This is a genomic window from Flavobacterium ranwuense, assembly GCF_004349315.1.
GTDB lineage: Bacteria > Bacteroidota > Bacteroidia > Flavobacteriales > Flavobacteriaceae > Flavobacterium > Flavobacterium ranwuense.
The window spans coordinates 123,015-137,729 of record NZ_SMLH01000003.1; the positions used below are offsets into that span (position 1 = coordinate 123,015).

15 protein-coding genes are annotated in these 14,715 nt (G+C 34.3%); 6 read left to right on the forward strand and 9 right to left on the reverse strand.

What is annotated here, in order from left to right:
• Together E0I61_RS07140 and E0I61_RS07145 are read left to right on the forward strand one after the other, a co-directional pair.
• Window positions 1-342: a heavy-metal-associated domain-containing protein gene (locus E0I61_RS07140; protein WP_132070365.1), complete on the forward strand. Its 342-nt coding sequence runs from the start codon at window positions 1-3 to the stop codon at window positions 340-342.
• A gap of 274 nt (window positions 343-616) precedes the next feature.
• Complete coding sequence (locus E0I61_RS07145) at window positions 617-1,297, forward strand: DedA family protein (RefSeq protein ID WP_131991947.1); 681 nt, start codon at window positions 617-619, stop codon at window positions 1,295-1,297.
• A 73-nt stretch (window positions 1,298-1,370) separates the two neighbouring features.
• On the opposite strand, the gene groL is transcribed toward E0I61_RS07145, so the two are convergent.
• The 8 genes from groL to E0I61_RS16265 form a co-directional block, all read right to left on the reverse strand.
• Entirely contained in the window at window positions 1,371-2,999 is a 1,629-nt protein-coding gene (gene groL / locus E0I61_RS07150) for a chaperonin GroEL (RefSeq protein ID WP_131991950.1), read from the reverse strand.
• A gap of 39 nt (window positions 3,000-3,038) precedes the next feature.
• On the reverse strand, window positions 3,039-3,314 hold the full coding sequence (locus E0I61_RS07155; RefSeq protein WP_035670228.1) for a co-chaperone GroES: 276 nt from the start codon (window positions 3,312-3,314) through the stop codon (window positions 3,039-3,041).
• A 136-nt stretch (window positions 3,315-3,450) separates the two neighbouring features.
• Complete coding sequence (gene secG / locus E0I61_RS07160) at window positions 3,451-3,795, reverse strand: preprotein translocase subunit SecG (RefSeq protein ID WP_131991953.1); 345 nt, start codon at window positions 3,793-3,795, stop codon at window positions 3,451-3,453.
• Between the two features lie 3 nt (window positions 3,796-3,798).
• The gene (locus E0I61_RS07165; protein ID WP_132070367.1) at window positions 3,799-4,650 is read right to left on the reverse strand and encodes a tetratricopeptide repeat protein; all 852 of its coding nucleotides are present in this window, start codon (window positions 4,648-4,650) and stop codon (window positions 3,799-3,801) included.
• A 97-nt stretch (window positions 4,651-4,747) separates the two neighbouring features.
• A complete protein-coding gene (locus tag E0I61_RS07170; protein ID WP_131991959.1) occupies window positions 4,748-5,251 on the reverse strand; it encodes an LptE family protein in 504 nt (167 codons plus the stop codon).
• A 100-nt stretch (window positions 5,252-5,351) separates the two neighbouring features.
• Window positions 5,352-6,608 carry a sigma-54 interaction domain-containing protein gene (locus E0I61_RS07175; protein ID WP_132070369.1) on the reverse strand — a complete coding sequence of 419 codons (1,257 nt, stop codon included), beginning with the start codon at window positions 6,606-6,608 and terminating at the stop codon, window positions 5,352-5,354.
• 90 nt (window positions 6,609-6,698) lie between these two features.
• Window positions 6,699-8,144: a tRNA (N6-isopentenyl adenosine(37)-C2)-methylthiotransferase MiaB gene (gene miaB, locus E0I61_RS07180; protein WP_132070604.1), complete on the reverse strand. Its 1,446-nt coding sequence runs from the start codon at window positions 8,142-8,144 to the stop codon at window positions 6,699-6,701.
• Between the two features lie 9 nt (window positions 8,145-8,153).
• Window positions 8,154-8,327: a hypothetical protein gene (locus E0I61_RS16265; RefSeq protein WP_165930190.1), complete on the reverse strand. Its 174-nt coding sequence runs from the start codon at window positions 8,325-8,327 to the stop codon at window positions 8,154-8,156.
• A 310-nt stretch (window positions 8,328-8,637) separates the two neighbouring features.
• On the opposite strand from E0I61_RS16265, the gene E0I61_RS07185 reads away from it, so the two are divergent.
• The gene (locus E0I61_RS07185; RefSeq protein WP_131991965.1) at window positions 8,638-8,865 is read left to right on the forward strand and encodes a hypothetical protein; all 228 of its coding nucleotides are present in this window, start codon (window positions 8,638-8,640) and stop codon (window positions 8,863-8,865) included.
• A gap of 57 nt (window positions 8,866-8,922) precedes the next feature.
• Here the strand turns inward: E0I61_RS07185 and E0I61_RS16270 are convergent, their stop codons facing one another.
• Window positions 8,923-9,093 (reverse strand): hypothetical protein, encoded by a 171-nt coding sequence (locus E0I61_RS16270; protein WP_165930191.1) that lies wholly within the window; start codon window positions 9,091-9,093, stop codon window positions 8,923-8,925.
• Between the two features lie 259 nt (window positions 9,094-9,352).
• Between E0I61_RS16270 and topA the strand changes: the two genes are divergently transcribed.
• From topA to porK, 3 genes are all read left to right on the forward strand, one after another.
• Window positions 9,353-11,869: a type I DNA topoisomerase gene (gene topA / locus E0I61_RS07190; protein WP_132070371.1), complete on the forward strand. Its 2,517-nt coding sequence runs from the start codon at window positions 9,353-9,355 to the stop codon at window positions 11,867-11,869.
• A gap of 1 nt (window position 11,870) precedes the next feature.
• Window positions 11,871-13,022, forward strand: coding sequence for a formimidoylglutamase (locus E0I61_RS07195; RefSeq protein WP_132070373.1), 1,152 nt, complete (start codon window positions 11,871-11,873; stop codon window positions 13,020-13,022).
• A 266-nt stretch (window positions 13,023-13,288) separates the two neighbouring features.
• Window positions 13,289-14,692: a T9SS ring complex lipoprotein PorK/GldK gene (porK, locus tag E0I61_RS07200; protein WP_131991974.1), complete on the forward strand. Its 1,404-nt coding sequence runs from the start codon at window positions 13,289-13,291 to the stop codon at window positions 14,690-14,692.
• The last annotated feature ends 23 nt before the right edge of the window (window positions 14,693-14,715 follow it).

Consider the following 14,715-nt stretch of genomic DNA (forward strand, 5'->3'; position numbering starts at 1 on the left):
ATGAAAAATATAATAGTACTAATATTGCTGACATTTGCTGGATTTACAGTTCAGGCTCAAGTGGCGAAAAATAAAAATGCTAAGGTTGAATTTCATGTGAGCGGGAATTGTGAAATGTGTAAAAAGAGAATTGAAAAAACGGCATTAAGTGTTTCGGGTGTGAAATCTGCCGATTGGCATATGGATTGTGGTACTTTATATTTGATTGTAAACGAACAGAAAACGAATGTCCCAACAATTCAAAAAGCTATTGCAAAAGTTGGTCATGATACAGGTGAAGTCAAGGCATTAAAGGAAGATTATGACAGTCTGCATACTTGTTGCCAATATGAACGAAAATGATTTTTAAAAAAAACCAAAGTGAAAGCTTTGGTTTTTTTAATGCCATAGTTTAATAAATTTTTTGAGTGAAATGGAGGCTGTTAACTATAAAAAATCATGTTTTTAAGGAACTAGAATTGTGATTATTAAAAATAACATTTGATTGTTGGTAATGTAAAGTTAATTTGGTTAATTTAAATAGTTAATAAAACTTTAAAGTAGTACCATAAATTGTGGTTAAGATATATTATCCGTACTTTCACGCACGAATAATTTTAGCATAAAACACCGTAGAATGAACGATTTTGATTGGAAGAATTTGATTGACCCGCTTTTTTATATTCATTTTGATATTAATGGAATTAAATTGGGTATTTATATAGTTTTATTTATTGTTTTTGCAGAAACAGGTCTTTTTGCAGGTTTCTTTTTACCGGGAGATAGTTTATTGTTTTTAGCAGGGATTTACAGCCGGGAATTAATAGAGAATATTTTATTCATTGATAATGATTTTATAAATGTTGTTCTTTTAGCAACACTTGTGGCTTTATCAGGAATTTTAGGGAATATTGTAGGATACTGGTTTGGTTCAAAAAGCGGATACTATTTGTACAACAAGGAAGATAGCTTTTGGTTTAAGAAAAAGTATTTAGTTCAATCAAAAGATTTCTTTGAAAAATATGGAGGAAAAGCAATTATTTTTGCTCGATTCCTTCCAATATTTAGAACTTTTGCACCAATAGTAGCTGGGATTGTTTCTATGGAGAAAAAGAAGTTTATGTTTTACAATATTCTAAGTTCTTTCATTTGGTCATTCACCTTGATTTTCGCAGGACATTATTTATATGGTTTCCTACTTGAAAATTATCAGATTGATTTGAAAGAGCACATAGAAATAATTGTTATCGCTTTAGTTGGAATTACTGTTTTGCCGGTAATTTATAAGTTCAGCAGAAAATCTAAAGTTAAAGAATAAATCAATAATTTATAATCCATAAAAAAACCGTCTCATGTAAATGAGACGGTTTTTTGTTTATAGTGGATTGCTATTACATCATTCCTGGCATACCGCCACCCATTGGGTTTCCTCCACCATTATCTTCTTTAATATCAATCAAAGCACATTCAGTAGTCAATATCATTCCAGCAACCGAAGCTGCGTTTTCTAATGCTACACGCGTTACTTTTTTAGGATCAATAATACCTGCTTTAAGCATGTCAACATATTCGTCAGTTTTTGCGTTGTATCCAAAATCACCTTTACCTTCGGCAACTTTTGCAACAACAACTGAACCTTCAAGACCTGCATTTTCAACAATAGTTCTCAATGGAGACTCTACTGCACGAGATACAATTTGAATTCCGGTAGCTTCATCAGCATTATCAGCTTTAATAGTGCTAAGTGCGTTTTTAGCTCTTAGAAGCGCAACACCACCACCAGCAACAATTCCTTCTTCAACAGCTGCACGAGTTGCGTGAAGAGCATCATCAACTCTGTCTTTTTTCTCTTTCATTTCTACTTCTGAAGCAGCACCTACATAAAGGACAGCAACTCCACCAGCTAATTTAGCCAAACGTTCTTGTAATTTTTCTTTGTCATAATCAGAAGTTGTAGCTTCCATTTGACCTTTAATTTGGTTGACACGATTTTTGATCATATCAGCTTCACCTGCGCCACTTACAATTGTTGTATTGTCTTTATCGATAGTCACTTTTTTAGCAGTTCCTAACATTTCGATAGTGGTGTTTTCTAAAGTATACCCTCTTTCTTCTGAGATTACAGTTCCTCCGGTTAAGATTGCGATATCTTCCAACATTGCTTTTCTTCTATCTCCAAAACCAGGTGCTTTTACGGCTGCGATTTTTAAGGCTCCACGTAATTTATTTACTACCAATGTAGATAATGCTTCACCATCAACATCTTCAGCAATAATTAATAATGGTTTTCCAGATTGAGCAACTGGTTCCAAAACTGGTAATAATTCTTTTAATGAAGAAACTTTTTTGTCATATAAAAGGATGTAAGGATTTTCCAATTCTACTTCCATTTTCTCTGAATTAGTAACAAAATATGGAGAAAGATATCCTCTGTCAAATTGCATACCTTCCACAACATCTACGTAAGTGTCAGTTCCTTTGGCTTCTTCAACAGTGATAACCCCTTCTTTTCCAACTTTTGCGAAAGCTGCAGCGATTAACTCACCAATTACTTCGTCATTGTTAGCAGAAATTGAAGCAATTTGTTTTATTTTTTCAGAATCACTTCCTACTACTTTTGCTTGTTTAGCTAAGTCAGCTACAATAGCTTCAACCGCTTTGTCAATACCACGTTTCAAATCCATAGGATTTGCTCCTGCGGCAACGTTTTTCAATCCTTCTTTCACAATTGCTTGTGCCAAAACAGTTGCAGTTGTAGTTCCGTCTCCAGCTAAATCATTCGTTTTAGAGGCAACTTCTTTAACCATCTGAGCACCCATATTTTCCAATGGGTCTTTTAATTCAATTTCTTTTGCAACAGTAACACCATCTTTAGTAACAGTTGGTCCACCAAAAGCTTTTCCAATAATTACATTACGACCTTTTGGTCCAAGAGTTACTTTTACTGCATTAGCTAATGCATCAACGCCACGTTTTAATCCATCACGTGCTTCAATATCAAATTTTATATCTTTTGCCATTTTTATTTTATTTGTTAATTCGTTTATTTGTTAATTCGATTATATTATTGCTAAAATATCGTCTTCACGCATGATCAAATAGTCTTTACCTTCTAGTTTTAATTCAGTTCCAGCGTATTTTCCGTAAAGAACAGAATCGCCAATTTTTACAGTCATTGTGTGGTCTTTTGTTCCGTTTCCAACAGCAACAACAGTTCCTTTTTGTGGTTTTTCTTTAGCTGTATCTGGAATGAAAATCCCTGAAGCTGTTTTTGTTTCAGCTGCAACGGGTTCGATAAGAACTCTGTCTGAAAGTGGTTTAATGTTTAAAGCCATGATTTTATATTTTTATATTATTTATTTTAACGTCTATAAAGATTTCAGAAATTGTGCCATCCTAATGAAACTGACATAATTTCTTATAAAAAATGCCAGCTTTGACAGGCTGGCATCTAGAATATGTTGTAATAATTTATTTTGCTGGATTTGGTTCAGCAGGTGTGTTTTGAGCAGGAGCAACTGGCGTGTTTGTAGCTGGTGCTGCACTTCCTGTGTTTTCAATGATTTTAGAATCAGTATCACTTAATGTTCCTGTAAAGCTTAAGCTTGAAAGTAGTATAAGTGCAATTAGTATAGTTGCTAATGTCCAAGTGCTTTTGTCTAAAAAATCAGTTGTTTTTTGTACTCCACCTAGCATTTGAGAACCACCTATTGTAGATGATAATCCACCACCTTTAGGGTTTTGAACCATTATAACTACGATTAATAGAAAACAAACTATAGTTATTAAAACTAAAAAAATTGAAAATGTGCTCATTGTTTAATTATTATTATGTTGTAAAATCTTAATATCCGATATGCGGTCTGCAAAGAAACTACTTTTTTCTGGATATTTCAAAATTAATATTTCATAAGCTTGAATCGCTTTTTGATATTTCTTTTGTTCCAAATAGACTCTGGCCAAAGTTTCCGTCATCAAGAAGGAATTGTCGGCTGCATTTAAGTCAAAAGTAACGGTTGAAGCAACTCCGTGTTTGACCGGAGAAATCTTAGGACTCGCTTCGATAAATTTGTCTATTAATTCTAATTTCTTTCTTTTATCAGCATCTATTATAGGAGGCGGTGGATTAGTAGGATTATCTTTTTCTCTTTCGATAGGTTTAGTGCGCGAAAGTTGAAGCCATTCTTGGAAGGAATGTTGTTCGCTTTTAGAGAAATCTAAGGGCTTACCAATTGCCAGTTTCTCTTCGGTAGTTTTTGAAGCATCATCAACATCGATTGTTGAAGCTTCTTTTATTGAAGTGAGTATGGATCTTTCTAAAGAATTTATTTTGGATTCCGGTTTTTCTTCAGTAACAATAATTTCACTGTCGACTACTTTTATATCAAGAATTTCTAACGCTTTTTTATCGTAAAGACCTTTTTGAATCGAAGTGAACGTATCTGATGTAATGAAATCAAATAAAATAGATCGGTCAGTTGAATGTGCTGCAGTAATTTTTAAAGCAGTATTGTATTTAAAACTGTTTTGATTGTAAAGACCTTTTAATTGAATCGCTCTGGCACTTTGGAAGTAAGGAAACTCGGAGAGCACTTTTTCTAATGCTTCCGTTTGCTTCTCATGAATAGCATCTGGTTTATTAATCAAATAAGTATAATCGGTTACGTTCATTTTTTGAGTGTTCAGTGTTCAGTAATCAGTGTTTAGTGTTTAGTATGCTTATTGCAGCTAACTGAATACTAAAAACTGCCAACTGAACATTTTTTTATTACCATTTTGCGAGTGACTCATTAAAGATGTCCTGTGTAATTCTTTCAAAAATTTCCTTTAAAGCGCTGTTTAAAGTTGCTCCTGTCAATTGTTGCTGAGCGGGATAGTCATAGAAAAAAGTAAATGGTTTTTCAAAATCATCTGCTTCTTTTTTCTTATTGGTAAAACGAACATTAACCCTGATTGTCAAACGGTTTTGAGATGCTTGTTGATCTGCAGTAGCCGTCATTGGGCTTATTCTGTAATCTACAATTTCTCCTTCGTAAGTCAAATCAGCACCATTTTTGACCAAGTTTAAATTGGTTTGGTTCTGGATTAAATCTTGAAGTTCTAATGTAAATGTTCTGTCAATACCAGGTTCAATCAATTCAGCATTATTCTGAAAAAAACCAACTTGAAATGTTTCGGCATCAATTTTACCAGTTCCAGTAAAGTTATAAACCGAGCAACTGTTGATGCTTACTATAATTATTGAAAGAAGAATAAATTTTATATGTTTCATTTTCTATTTTAAAAATTGCTTCGTCAGTTTGCTAACGGCTGGGTCAAAGATATTCATTTTGAATTAAATCATTTATGTCTTAGTGTTTTTGTGGTAAAAACTACAAGTCAAATTGCTTAATTTTTCTATATAAAGTCCTTTCAGAAATGCCCAGCTCATCTGCTGCTGCTTTTCGTTTTCCTTTGTTTTTTTCTAATGATTTCTTAATCATTTCGATTTCTTTTTGTTCTAAACGCAATGTTTCTTCTTCTTCGATTGTTTCTGCAAAAAGATAATTATCATCATTTTCCTGATACAACTCTTGATTGTTTTGGGTAGTGATTAAGGCTGATCTTGGTTCTTCTTCAAAATCGATTTCACTGTCATTTTCTTTCGAACCATATATTTTTTTTATCAAATTCTGATTGGTTTCCTGTACTTTGGACACGCCATTTTGAATCAATTCCAAAGTTAATTTTTTCAAATCATTCAAATCACTTTTCATATCAAAAAGGACTTTGTACAAAATTTCTCTTTCGGTACTAAAATCACTTTCGCTTTTCTTATCCTTTATGACAGATGGCAAATTGTTCCCCAAAACCGGCAAATACGATTGTAAAGTCACTGCGGATATATCGCGATTCGTTTCCAAAACGGAGATTTGTTCCGCTACATTTCGCAATTGTCTGATATTACCGCTCCAACGAAATTTCTGTAATAATTGGATAGCATTTTCGTCCAGTTTTAAAGGAGGCATTTTATATTTATGGGCAAAATCAGCAACGAATTTTCTGAATAACAAATGGATGTCATCTTTTCGATCGCGCAAAGGCGGCAAAGTAATATCCACCGTACTCAAACGATAATACAAATCCTCACGAAATTTTCCTTTTTCGATAGCGTCAAATAAATTGACATTCGTAGCGGCAACAATTCGCACATCTGTTTTCTGTACCTGTGAAGATCCCACTTTTATAAACTCGCCATTTTCAAGAACACGTAACAAACGCACTTGAGTGGTAAGTGGTAATTCACCTACTTCATCCAAGAAAATTGTTCCGCCGTCAGCTACTTCAAAATAGCCTTCACGTGTATTGGTTGCGCCAGTAAATGCCCCTTTTTCATGCCCAAAAAGTTCACTGTCAATCGTTCCTTCTGGAATGGCTCCACAGTTTACGGCAATGTATTTCCCATGTTTTCTGTGCGAAAGTGAATGAATAATTCTAGGAATATTCTCTTTTCCCACACCGCTTTCTCCCGCTACTAAAACGGTAATATCAGTAGGAGCTACCTGTATGGCTTTTTCTATCGCACGATTAAGCTTCGGATCATTTCCGATAATCTCAAATCGTTGTTTTATAGCTTGAACTGTTTCCATATTGTTATTGCGAGGCACGAAGCAATCTCATTAATAATTACTTAAAACTCTTTTTATTTTTAATGAATTAAAAATTAGTGGCTAATTTTTCTAATTCATCTCACTCAACCCAACTGCTTCACCCTTCAAAGTTCCGCTGGTACAAGAAATAATTCTCACATTTACAAAATCCCCAATCTTGTAATTTTCCTTTGGAAAAACCACCGTAATACTTTGTGAATTTCTTCCAGAAAATTCTTCCGTTGATTTTTTTGAAACTTTCTCTACCAAAACTTCTACGGTTTGTCCAATGAATTCCTCAGAGCGGAACCAAGCGTGTTTTTGTTGTAAATCGACAATTTCCTGTAATCTTCTGGCTTTAGTTTCTTCGGTAACGTCATCCTCCATTTTTCTTCCTGCCAATGTTCCCGGACGTTCGGAATACGAATACATATAACCAAAATTATATTTTACATATTCCATTAAACTTAAGGTATCTTGATGATCTTCTTCGGTTTCTGTTGGAAAACCAGTAATCATATCTTGCGAAATCGAACCATTTGGAATAATAGTTCTGATTTTATCAATCAAAGTCATGTACTCTTCACGCGTGTGCAAACGGTTCATTTCTTTTAGTATTCTATTGCTTCCAGATTGGACAGGCAAGTGAATGTGTTTGCAAATATTAGGATGTTTCGCAATAACGTGCAAAACACTTTCATGCATGTCTTGTGGATTAGAGGTTGAAAATCGGATTCTCATTTTAGGAAAACCAACAGCCACCATTTCCAGTAATTGGTCAAAATCAACAGCTGTTGCTTTTTGCATTTCGGTAGCATTTTCAAAATCTTTTTTCAATCCGCCGCCGTACCAAAGGAAACTATCCACGTTTTGTCCCAAAAGCGTAATCTCTTTAAACCCTTTGTCCCACAAATCTTGAATTTCCTTCATGATACTCTGAGGTTCACGGCTGCGTTCGCGTCCGCGGGTAAAAGGTACCACACAAAACGTACACATATTATCACAACCACGAGTAATTGAAACCAAAGCGGTGATTCCGTTGCTCATCAATCGAACTGGAGAAATATCTCCATAGGTTTCATCCTTTGACAAAATCACGTTAATCGCATCGCGCCCTTCTTCCACTTCTTGTAAAAGGTTCGGTAAATCTTTATATGCATCAGGACCGACAACAAGGTCAACGATTTTTTCTTCTTCCAAAAACTGACTTTTCAAACGCTCGGCCATACAGCCTAAAACACCTACTTTCATTTTTGGATTAATGCGTTTTACAGCATTGTATTTTTCCAAACGTTTTCGAATAGTTTGCTCAGCCTTGTCCCGAATAGAACAGGTATTGACTAAAACCAAATCGGCTTCCTCCAGAACTTGCGTTGTATTGTATCCGTTTCCAGACAATATGGAAGCTACAATTTCACTGTCCGAAAAATTCATCGCACAGCCGTAACTTTCTATAAATAGTTTTTTTGTATTCTCAGGTTTATTTTCTAAAACAAGACTTTCTCCCTGCTTACTTTCTTCAATAATCTTTTCCATCATGTATTTTCAAAGCACAAAGATAACGCAATTCAAATAAATATGACAAGATGTCAGATGAAGAATTAACAATGTTTTAGAATAATGCTTATCAGCAGCCAATCCCGCTTTTCCGCTACAATCCACATCCTTCGGGACTCGCAAAGAAAGTAAAGTTTCCAAAGTTCTAAACAGAGCTTCCATTGGTCGTTTTTTTAGAACAGGAAATTTCTGCTTTTTTCGTTCCGTTTTTTTTACTTCAGCCGGCGCTGGTATAGAAATTATTTATAAGTTTTTAAAATATAGCCTCAAAAATAAAGGATGCGTAAAATTATTAAAAACACAGCCAATTGAGCTTAAATAAAAATATATTATCTTATTTTAAGGTTAAATTATGTGAATTATGTATTCTTTTTGTTTAATTATGAAACATTTAATAAAGATAATTTCGTTACCTTTGGTAGGTTAAAACTCCTAAAATAATATTTATCATTAATTTTAAAAACGATTTAACATGAAACAATTACAGAACATCAGCGTAATGTCAAAAAAGTGTTTAGCAATTAGTGCATTTTTCTTTTTTCATAGTCTTTTGAGGGCGCAAAATGAAGAGGTGGATGTAAATTTGACAGTGGGTGAGGAAGGAACTGATTGGTTTGCACAACCATGGGTTTGGGTAGTAGGGGGAGCGGTTTTTATTATAATAATAATAGCTCTTGTAAGGGGTAAAAGTGAAAGCTAATCATTTATTCCTTTTTATATAAATGATTCGGCATACAAAAAATCGATTATTATCGGTTTAGTTCTCTAAAACCCATTCAAAGAGACCAAACTCTTGAATGGGTTTTTGACACGCTGTTGAAATTCTGCCGTTAGCATGGAGTTGGGAAATATTAAACTTAAACTTCAATTCCATACTGATTTCAAAATCATAAAACACATCTTTAGTATTATATTTGAACCCATACATCTACTTGGATGTAATTTTGCATGTAATTGCTGAAATCATTTCCTAAGAAAGTTTCTTTTCTTGTTTAGATTTTATTTGCCCAACTTCTTAATAATCCATCTTGTCATAAACCGTAATAATTTTTGTAGAGTTAATTCGTAAAAACGGCTATAATTCACAACAGTTTAAATCTTTTGTTCAACGATAAAAATTACTTTTAGAAATACAAAAGCGCAATATTTAAAAAAAAAAGATACTTTTGTCTCAGAAAAATAGAGCAATGGCAAAGAATTTAGTTATAGTTGAGTCCCCTGCAAAGGCAAAAACAATCGAGAAATTTCTAGGAAGTGATTTTCAAGTCGAATCGAGTTATGGGCATATTGCCGACTTGCCTTCTAAGGAAATTGGAGTAGATGTAGAAAATGGTTTTAAACCCAAATACGAAGTTTCTGCTGATAAAAAAGCGTTGGTAAGCAAATTAAAGACTTTAGCCAAGAATGCCGAAATGGTTTGGTTAGCAAGTGATGAGGATCGCGAGGGTGAGGCTATTTCTTGGCATTTAGCCGAAGAATTAAAATTAGATAAGAAGAAAACCAAGCGTATTGTTTTTCACGAAATCACCAAAACTGCGATTCTAAAAGCAATTGATAATCCACGTGAAATCGATTATAATTTGGTCAACGCACAACAAGCACGTCGTGTTTTGGACAGGTTGGTTGGTTATGAATTGTCGCCTGTACTTTGGAGAAAAATTAAAGGTGGACTTTCTGCGGGTCGTGTACAATCGGTTTCTGTTCGTTTGATTGTAGAGCGTGAAAGAGAAATTCAAAACTTTAATGCAATTGCAACATATTCCGTTGTGGCAGAATTCACTAACGAATCAGGGAAATCATTCAAAGCCAAACTGCCTAAGAATTTCAATACTAAAAAAGAAGCCGAAGATTTTTTAAACAAGAATATCGGTTCAACGTATAAGGTATCAGATTTAGAAACGAAACCTACCAAAAAATCACCTACAGGTCCTTTTACGACTTCGACTTTACAACAAGAAGCTGCGCGTAAATTGTATTTGCCTGTTGGAATTACGATGCAACTCGCACAACGTTTGTACGAAGCTGGACTCATTACTTATATGAGAACGGATAGTGTGAACTTATCCAAGGATGCGATGGAAGCTGCTCAAGCTGAAATCATCAAATCGTACGGAAAAGAGTTTTCAAAACCTCGAACTTTTGTCAATAAAAGCAAAGGCGCGCAGGAAGCACACGAAGCAATTCGTCCTACAGATATGTCACAACACACGGTAAATATCGACAGAGATCAAGCCCGTTTGTATGATTTGATTTGGAAAAGAACGTTGGCTTCGCAAATGAGTGACGCACAATTGGAGCGTACTAACGTGAAAATTGAAGCGAACAATCACGGTGAAATATTCACAGCATCTGGAGAAGTTTTGCTTTTTGAAGGTTTCCTGAAAGTGTATCTTGAAGGCCATGATGACGATGAAGAAGAGCAAGAAGGGATGTTGCCTGCAATGAAAGTCAACGAAAAATTACAAAACAATTACATCACCGCGACCGAAAGATATTCTCGAGCTGCTGCAAGATATACCGAAGCTTCTTTGGTAAAAAAATTAGAGGAATTGGGTATTGGTCGTCCTTCTACTTATGCGCCAACGATTTCTACGATTATCAACAGAAATTATGTAGAGAAAGGAAATCTTGACGGTCAGGAACGTAATTATACGCAACTGATTTTGGAATCCGGGAAAGTAGGAGAGAAGTTGTTGAAAGAAAATACAGGTTCTGATAAAGGGAAATTAGTCCCTACAGATATTGGAACGATTGTTACCGATTTCTTGGTAAAGAATTTCGGAAACATTTTAGATTATAATTTCACTGCAAAAGTGGAGCAGGATTTTGATGAAATTGCAGAAGGAAATATCGTTTGGACAAAAATGATGCAGGAATTCTACGATAAATTTCACCCAACAGTGAAAGACGTAGAAGCCAATGCAGAAAGAGAAAGCGGTGAAAGAATTTTGGGAACTGATCCAAAAACAGGGAAACCGGTTTCGGTGCGTTTAGGGAAATTTGGACCAATGGCTCAAATTGGAGCTGCTGATGATGAAGAGAAAAAATTTGCCAGTTTAATGGCAGATCAAAATATTGGGAACATCACTTTAGAGGAAACGTTGAATTTGTTTTTGTTGCCAAAAAATCTTGGAGAATATAAAGGAGAAGAAGTTGAAGTAAGTAATGGTCGTTATGGTCCTTATATTCGTCACGGAGCAGCTTTTGTCTCTTTACCAAAAGGAGAAAATCCTCTAGATGTAGATTTTGAAAGAGCCCAGGAATTAATCGAAGAAAAAGCCGCCGCCGATGCGCCGATTGCAGTTTACAAAGGGGAAGGCGTTCAGAAAGGTGTGGGTCGTTTTGGTCCTTTTATCAAATGGAACGGTTTGTTTATAAATGTAAGTAAAAAATACGATTTTGATAATTTGTCTCAATCAGATATTGAAGCGTTGATTGAAGATAAGTTACAAAAAAATATTGATAAAGTTTTGCATAATTGGGAAGACGAAGGAATTTTGGTTGAAAAAGCCCGTTGGGGACGTTCTGTTATCACCAAAGGAAAAATCAAAATTGAATTAAGTAAAGATGTTGATGCTACAAAATTAACATTGGCTGAAGTTCAGGAAATGATTGCCAAGAAAACGCCAGCTAAAAAAGTAGCAGCTAAAAAAGCACCAGCGAAGAAAGCCGTAGTAAAGAAACCAGTAGCAAAAAAGAAATAAAATGGAATTTGATTTTCTGAAACCCGTAGATGATGAAATCCTTAGCTATATAAACGGATTGACTTCTCAGCAATTAGGAAGTAAAATTGTATTGCATACAGAAAAACAGTTCCCAGATTTAAATAAGATTAAAATTGCTGTAATTGGCGTTTTAGAAAACCGAGGAAATAAAAAAGCTGTTTCGGATGTAGATTTAGTGCCACTGAGAAAAGAGTTATATGGATTGTTTCCGGGAAACTGGGACGCTTCTATTGCTGATTTAGGTGATATTCTTGCAGGAAATTCTGTTGAGGATACTTATTTTGCAGTAAAAAAAGTTGTTGCAAGTCTAATCAAGAAAAAAATTACTCCTATAGTTATTGGAGGTTCCCAAGACTTAACATATGCACTTTACAGAGCTTATGATGATTTGGAACAAATGGTCAACTTGGTTTCCATTGATAATAAATTTGATTTTGGTAAGGATGAAGAGGAGGTTTCGGCTTCTTCCTATTTGACAAAAATAATTGTAGACGAACCTAATAATCTTTTCAACTATTGTAATATTGGGTATCAAACGTATTTTAATTCGCAGGAAGAAATAGATTTGATAGAGAAATTGTTTTTCGACGCCTATAGATTAGGAGAGGTTTCTAATAATATCTCTATTTCGGAACCTGTTTTTAGAGATGCTGATTTGGTAAGTATTGATCTGAATTCGGTTAAATCATCTGATTCAGGAAATTTTATTTCGTTTGCACCAAATGGTTTTAATGGAAAAGAGATTTGTTCTTTGTCACGGTATGCAGGAATAAGTGATAAAGTATCTTCTTTTGGGATATTCAATCATAATAATTCGGCACAAGAATCTGTCATCATAGCGCAGATAATTTGGTATTTCATAGAAGGGTTTCATTATCGTTCTAATGAGTATCCTTTTGGAAGTAAAGAAAACTATTTGAAATACATTGTCCCATTGGAGGAAGAGGAACTTGTCTTTTATAAAAGTGATAAAACGGATCGCTGGTGGATAGAAATTCCTTTTATTTCAAATGTTAATAATAAACTAAAAAGAAATACGTTATTACCATGTTCATATGACGAATATTTATTGGCATGCAACCAAGAATTGCCTGAAAGATGGTGGAAAGCACAACGTAAGAATATTTTATAATTATTATTTAATGTTTACAATTTTTGCCCTGAAAATTGTTTAAAAATTAATATGATTTATAAGCTTAACATTATAAAATACATAAAAAAATCAATTTTTATGTATTTTATCGATTATTTTGGCATTTTATCGACAAAATATTTTTTTTGTATTTTATTTAACATTATTTTTGGACTCAAATTAATTCATAACAAAAATATTGTTTTATTAATAAATAATAAATAGGTTTACACACTTAAAAATAATGAATAGATAACCAAATTTATATGAAGAAGTTCATTGCATATACGTCAATTTTAGCCCTTTTGATCGGCTGTGGTAAATCAAGCGATAAAGGAGAATTAGTTGGTATTAATGGAGGTAAATGGCATCCTGAAAAGCCCTTTGGAATGGCTTTAATTCCTGGTGGTGCCTTTATTATGGGTAAATCAGACGCTGATTTAGCTAATGTGGAAGATGCTCCTACTAAAACTGTTACTGTTCGTTCATTTTACATGGATGAAACTGAAATTACCAATAGTGAATACCGTCAATTTGTAGAATGGGTAAAAGACTCTACAATGAGAGTTCGATTGGCAATTATGGCTGATATGAGCGGGCAAACAGCTGATCCAGGAGCTGCTAAAGGTAAAAATGCCGGAAGTATTGGTGATTTTGCTTTTAATGATTCTGATCCTGAAAAGATGACCGCCTATGATAAATACATGTATGATAATTATTATAGTATAGGTACGGCTGACGATCAATATGCCGGAAGAAAATTGAACAGAAAAGTGAAGCTAATCAAAGATACTAAGTTGTATCCGGATGCAGATTATACTGAAGTGATGGATTCTATGTATTTGCCAATAGAGGCTTCATACAATGGATTACGAACTATAGATGTAGATAAATTAAAATTCCGTTACTCTTGGATGGATATTCAGGCTGCTGCAAAAGCTAAAGTAGGAAATAGAAAAAATTTCATCAGAACAGAAGAAGTAAAGGTATATCCTGATACAACGGTTTGGATTAAGGATTATGCTTATTCTTATAATGAGCCTATGCATAATGATTATTTCTGGCATAAAGCGTATGGAGACTATCCAGTTGTAGGTGTAAAATGGACTCAGGCAAAAGCTTTTTGTGCTTGGAGAACTTTAAATAAAAACACCTACATAAAATCTAAAAAGAAAGGTCGTGATTTGATAAACTCTTTCAGATTGCCAACAGAAGCGGAATGGGAATATTCAGCAAGAGGCGGTTTAGAATCAGCTACTTATCCTTGGGGTGGGCCTTATACTAAAAATGACAGAGGTTGTTTTTTAGCTAATTTTAAACCTAATAGAGGTGATTATGCGGCAGATGAAGCTTTGTATACTGTAGAGGCAAAATCGTATGAGCCTAATGGTTATAATCTTTATAATATGGCAGGAAATGTTTCTGAATGGACGGATTCATCCTATGATCCAAATGCTTACGAATATGTTTCTTCTATGAATCCGAATGTTCAGGATTATAAAAATCAAAGAAAAGTAGTTCGAGGTGGTTCATGGAAAGATGTTGCTTATTTTCTTCAAGTAAGTACTCGTGATCATGAATATGCTGATTCTGCAAGAAGTTATATAGGTTTTAGAACTGTTCAAGATTATATGGGACTTCAAACCACTGGAAACGGTAAAAAGAAATAAATAAACAAAAAATAAACCAATCG

Coding starts and splice junctions, on each gene's coding strand:
- E0I61_RS07140 (WP_132070365.1), top strand. CDS start 1: ATGAAAAATATAATAGTACTAATATTGCTGACATTTGCTGGATTTACA.
- E0I61_RS07145 (WP_131991947.1), top strand. CDS start 617: ATGAACGATTTTGATTGGAAGAATTTGATTGACCCGCTTTTTTATATT.
- groL (WP_131991950.1), bottom strand. CDS start 2,999: ATGGCAAAAGATATAAAATTTGATATTGAAGCACGTGATGGATTAAAA.
- E0I61_RS07155 (WP_035670228.1), bottom strand. CDS start 3,314: ATGGCTTTAAACATTAAACCACTTTCAGACAGAGTTCTTATCGAACCC.
- secG (WP_131991953.1), bottom strand. CDS start 3,795: ATGAGCACATTTTCAATTTTTTTAGTTTTAATAACTATAGTTTGTTTT.
- E0I61_RS07165 (WP_132070367.1), bottom strand. CDS start 4,650: ATGAACGTAACCGATTATACTTATTTGATTAATAAACCAGATGCTATT.
- E0I61_RS07170 (WP_131991959.1), bottom strand. CDS start 5,251: ATGAAACATATAAAATTTATTCTTCTTTCAATAATTATAGTAAGCATC.
- E0I61_RS07175 (WP_132070369.1), bottom strand. CDS start 6,608: ATGGAAACAGTTCAAGCTATAAAACAACGATTTGAGATTATCGGAAAT.
- miaB (WP_132070604.1), bottom strand. CDS start 8,144: ATGGAAAAGATTATTGAAGAAAGTAAGCAGGGAGAAAGTCTTGTTTTA.
- E0I61_RS16265 (WP_165930190.1), bottom strand. CDS start 8,327: ATGGAAGCTCTGTTTAGAACTTTGGAAACTTTACTTTCTTTGCGAGTC.
- E0I61_RS07185 (WP_131991965.1), top strand. CDS start 8,638: ATGAAACAATTACAGAACATCAGCGTAATGTCAAAAAAGTGTTTAGCA.
- E0I61_RS16270 (WP_165930191.1), bottom strand. CDS start 9,093: ATGTATGGGTTCAAATATAATACTAAAGATGTGTTTTATGATTTTGAA.
- topA (WP_132070371.1), top strand. CDS start 9,353: ATGGCAAAGAATTTAGTTATAGTTGAGTCCCCTGCAAAGGCAAAAACA.
- E0I61_RS07195 (WP_132070373.1), top strand. CDS start 11,871: ATGGAATTTGATTTTCTGAAACCCGTAGATGATGAAATCCTTAGCTAT.
- porK (WP_131991974.1), top strand. CDS start 13,289: ATGAAGAAGTTCATTGCATATACGTCAATTTTAGCCCTTTTGATCGGC.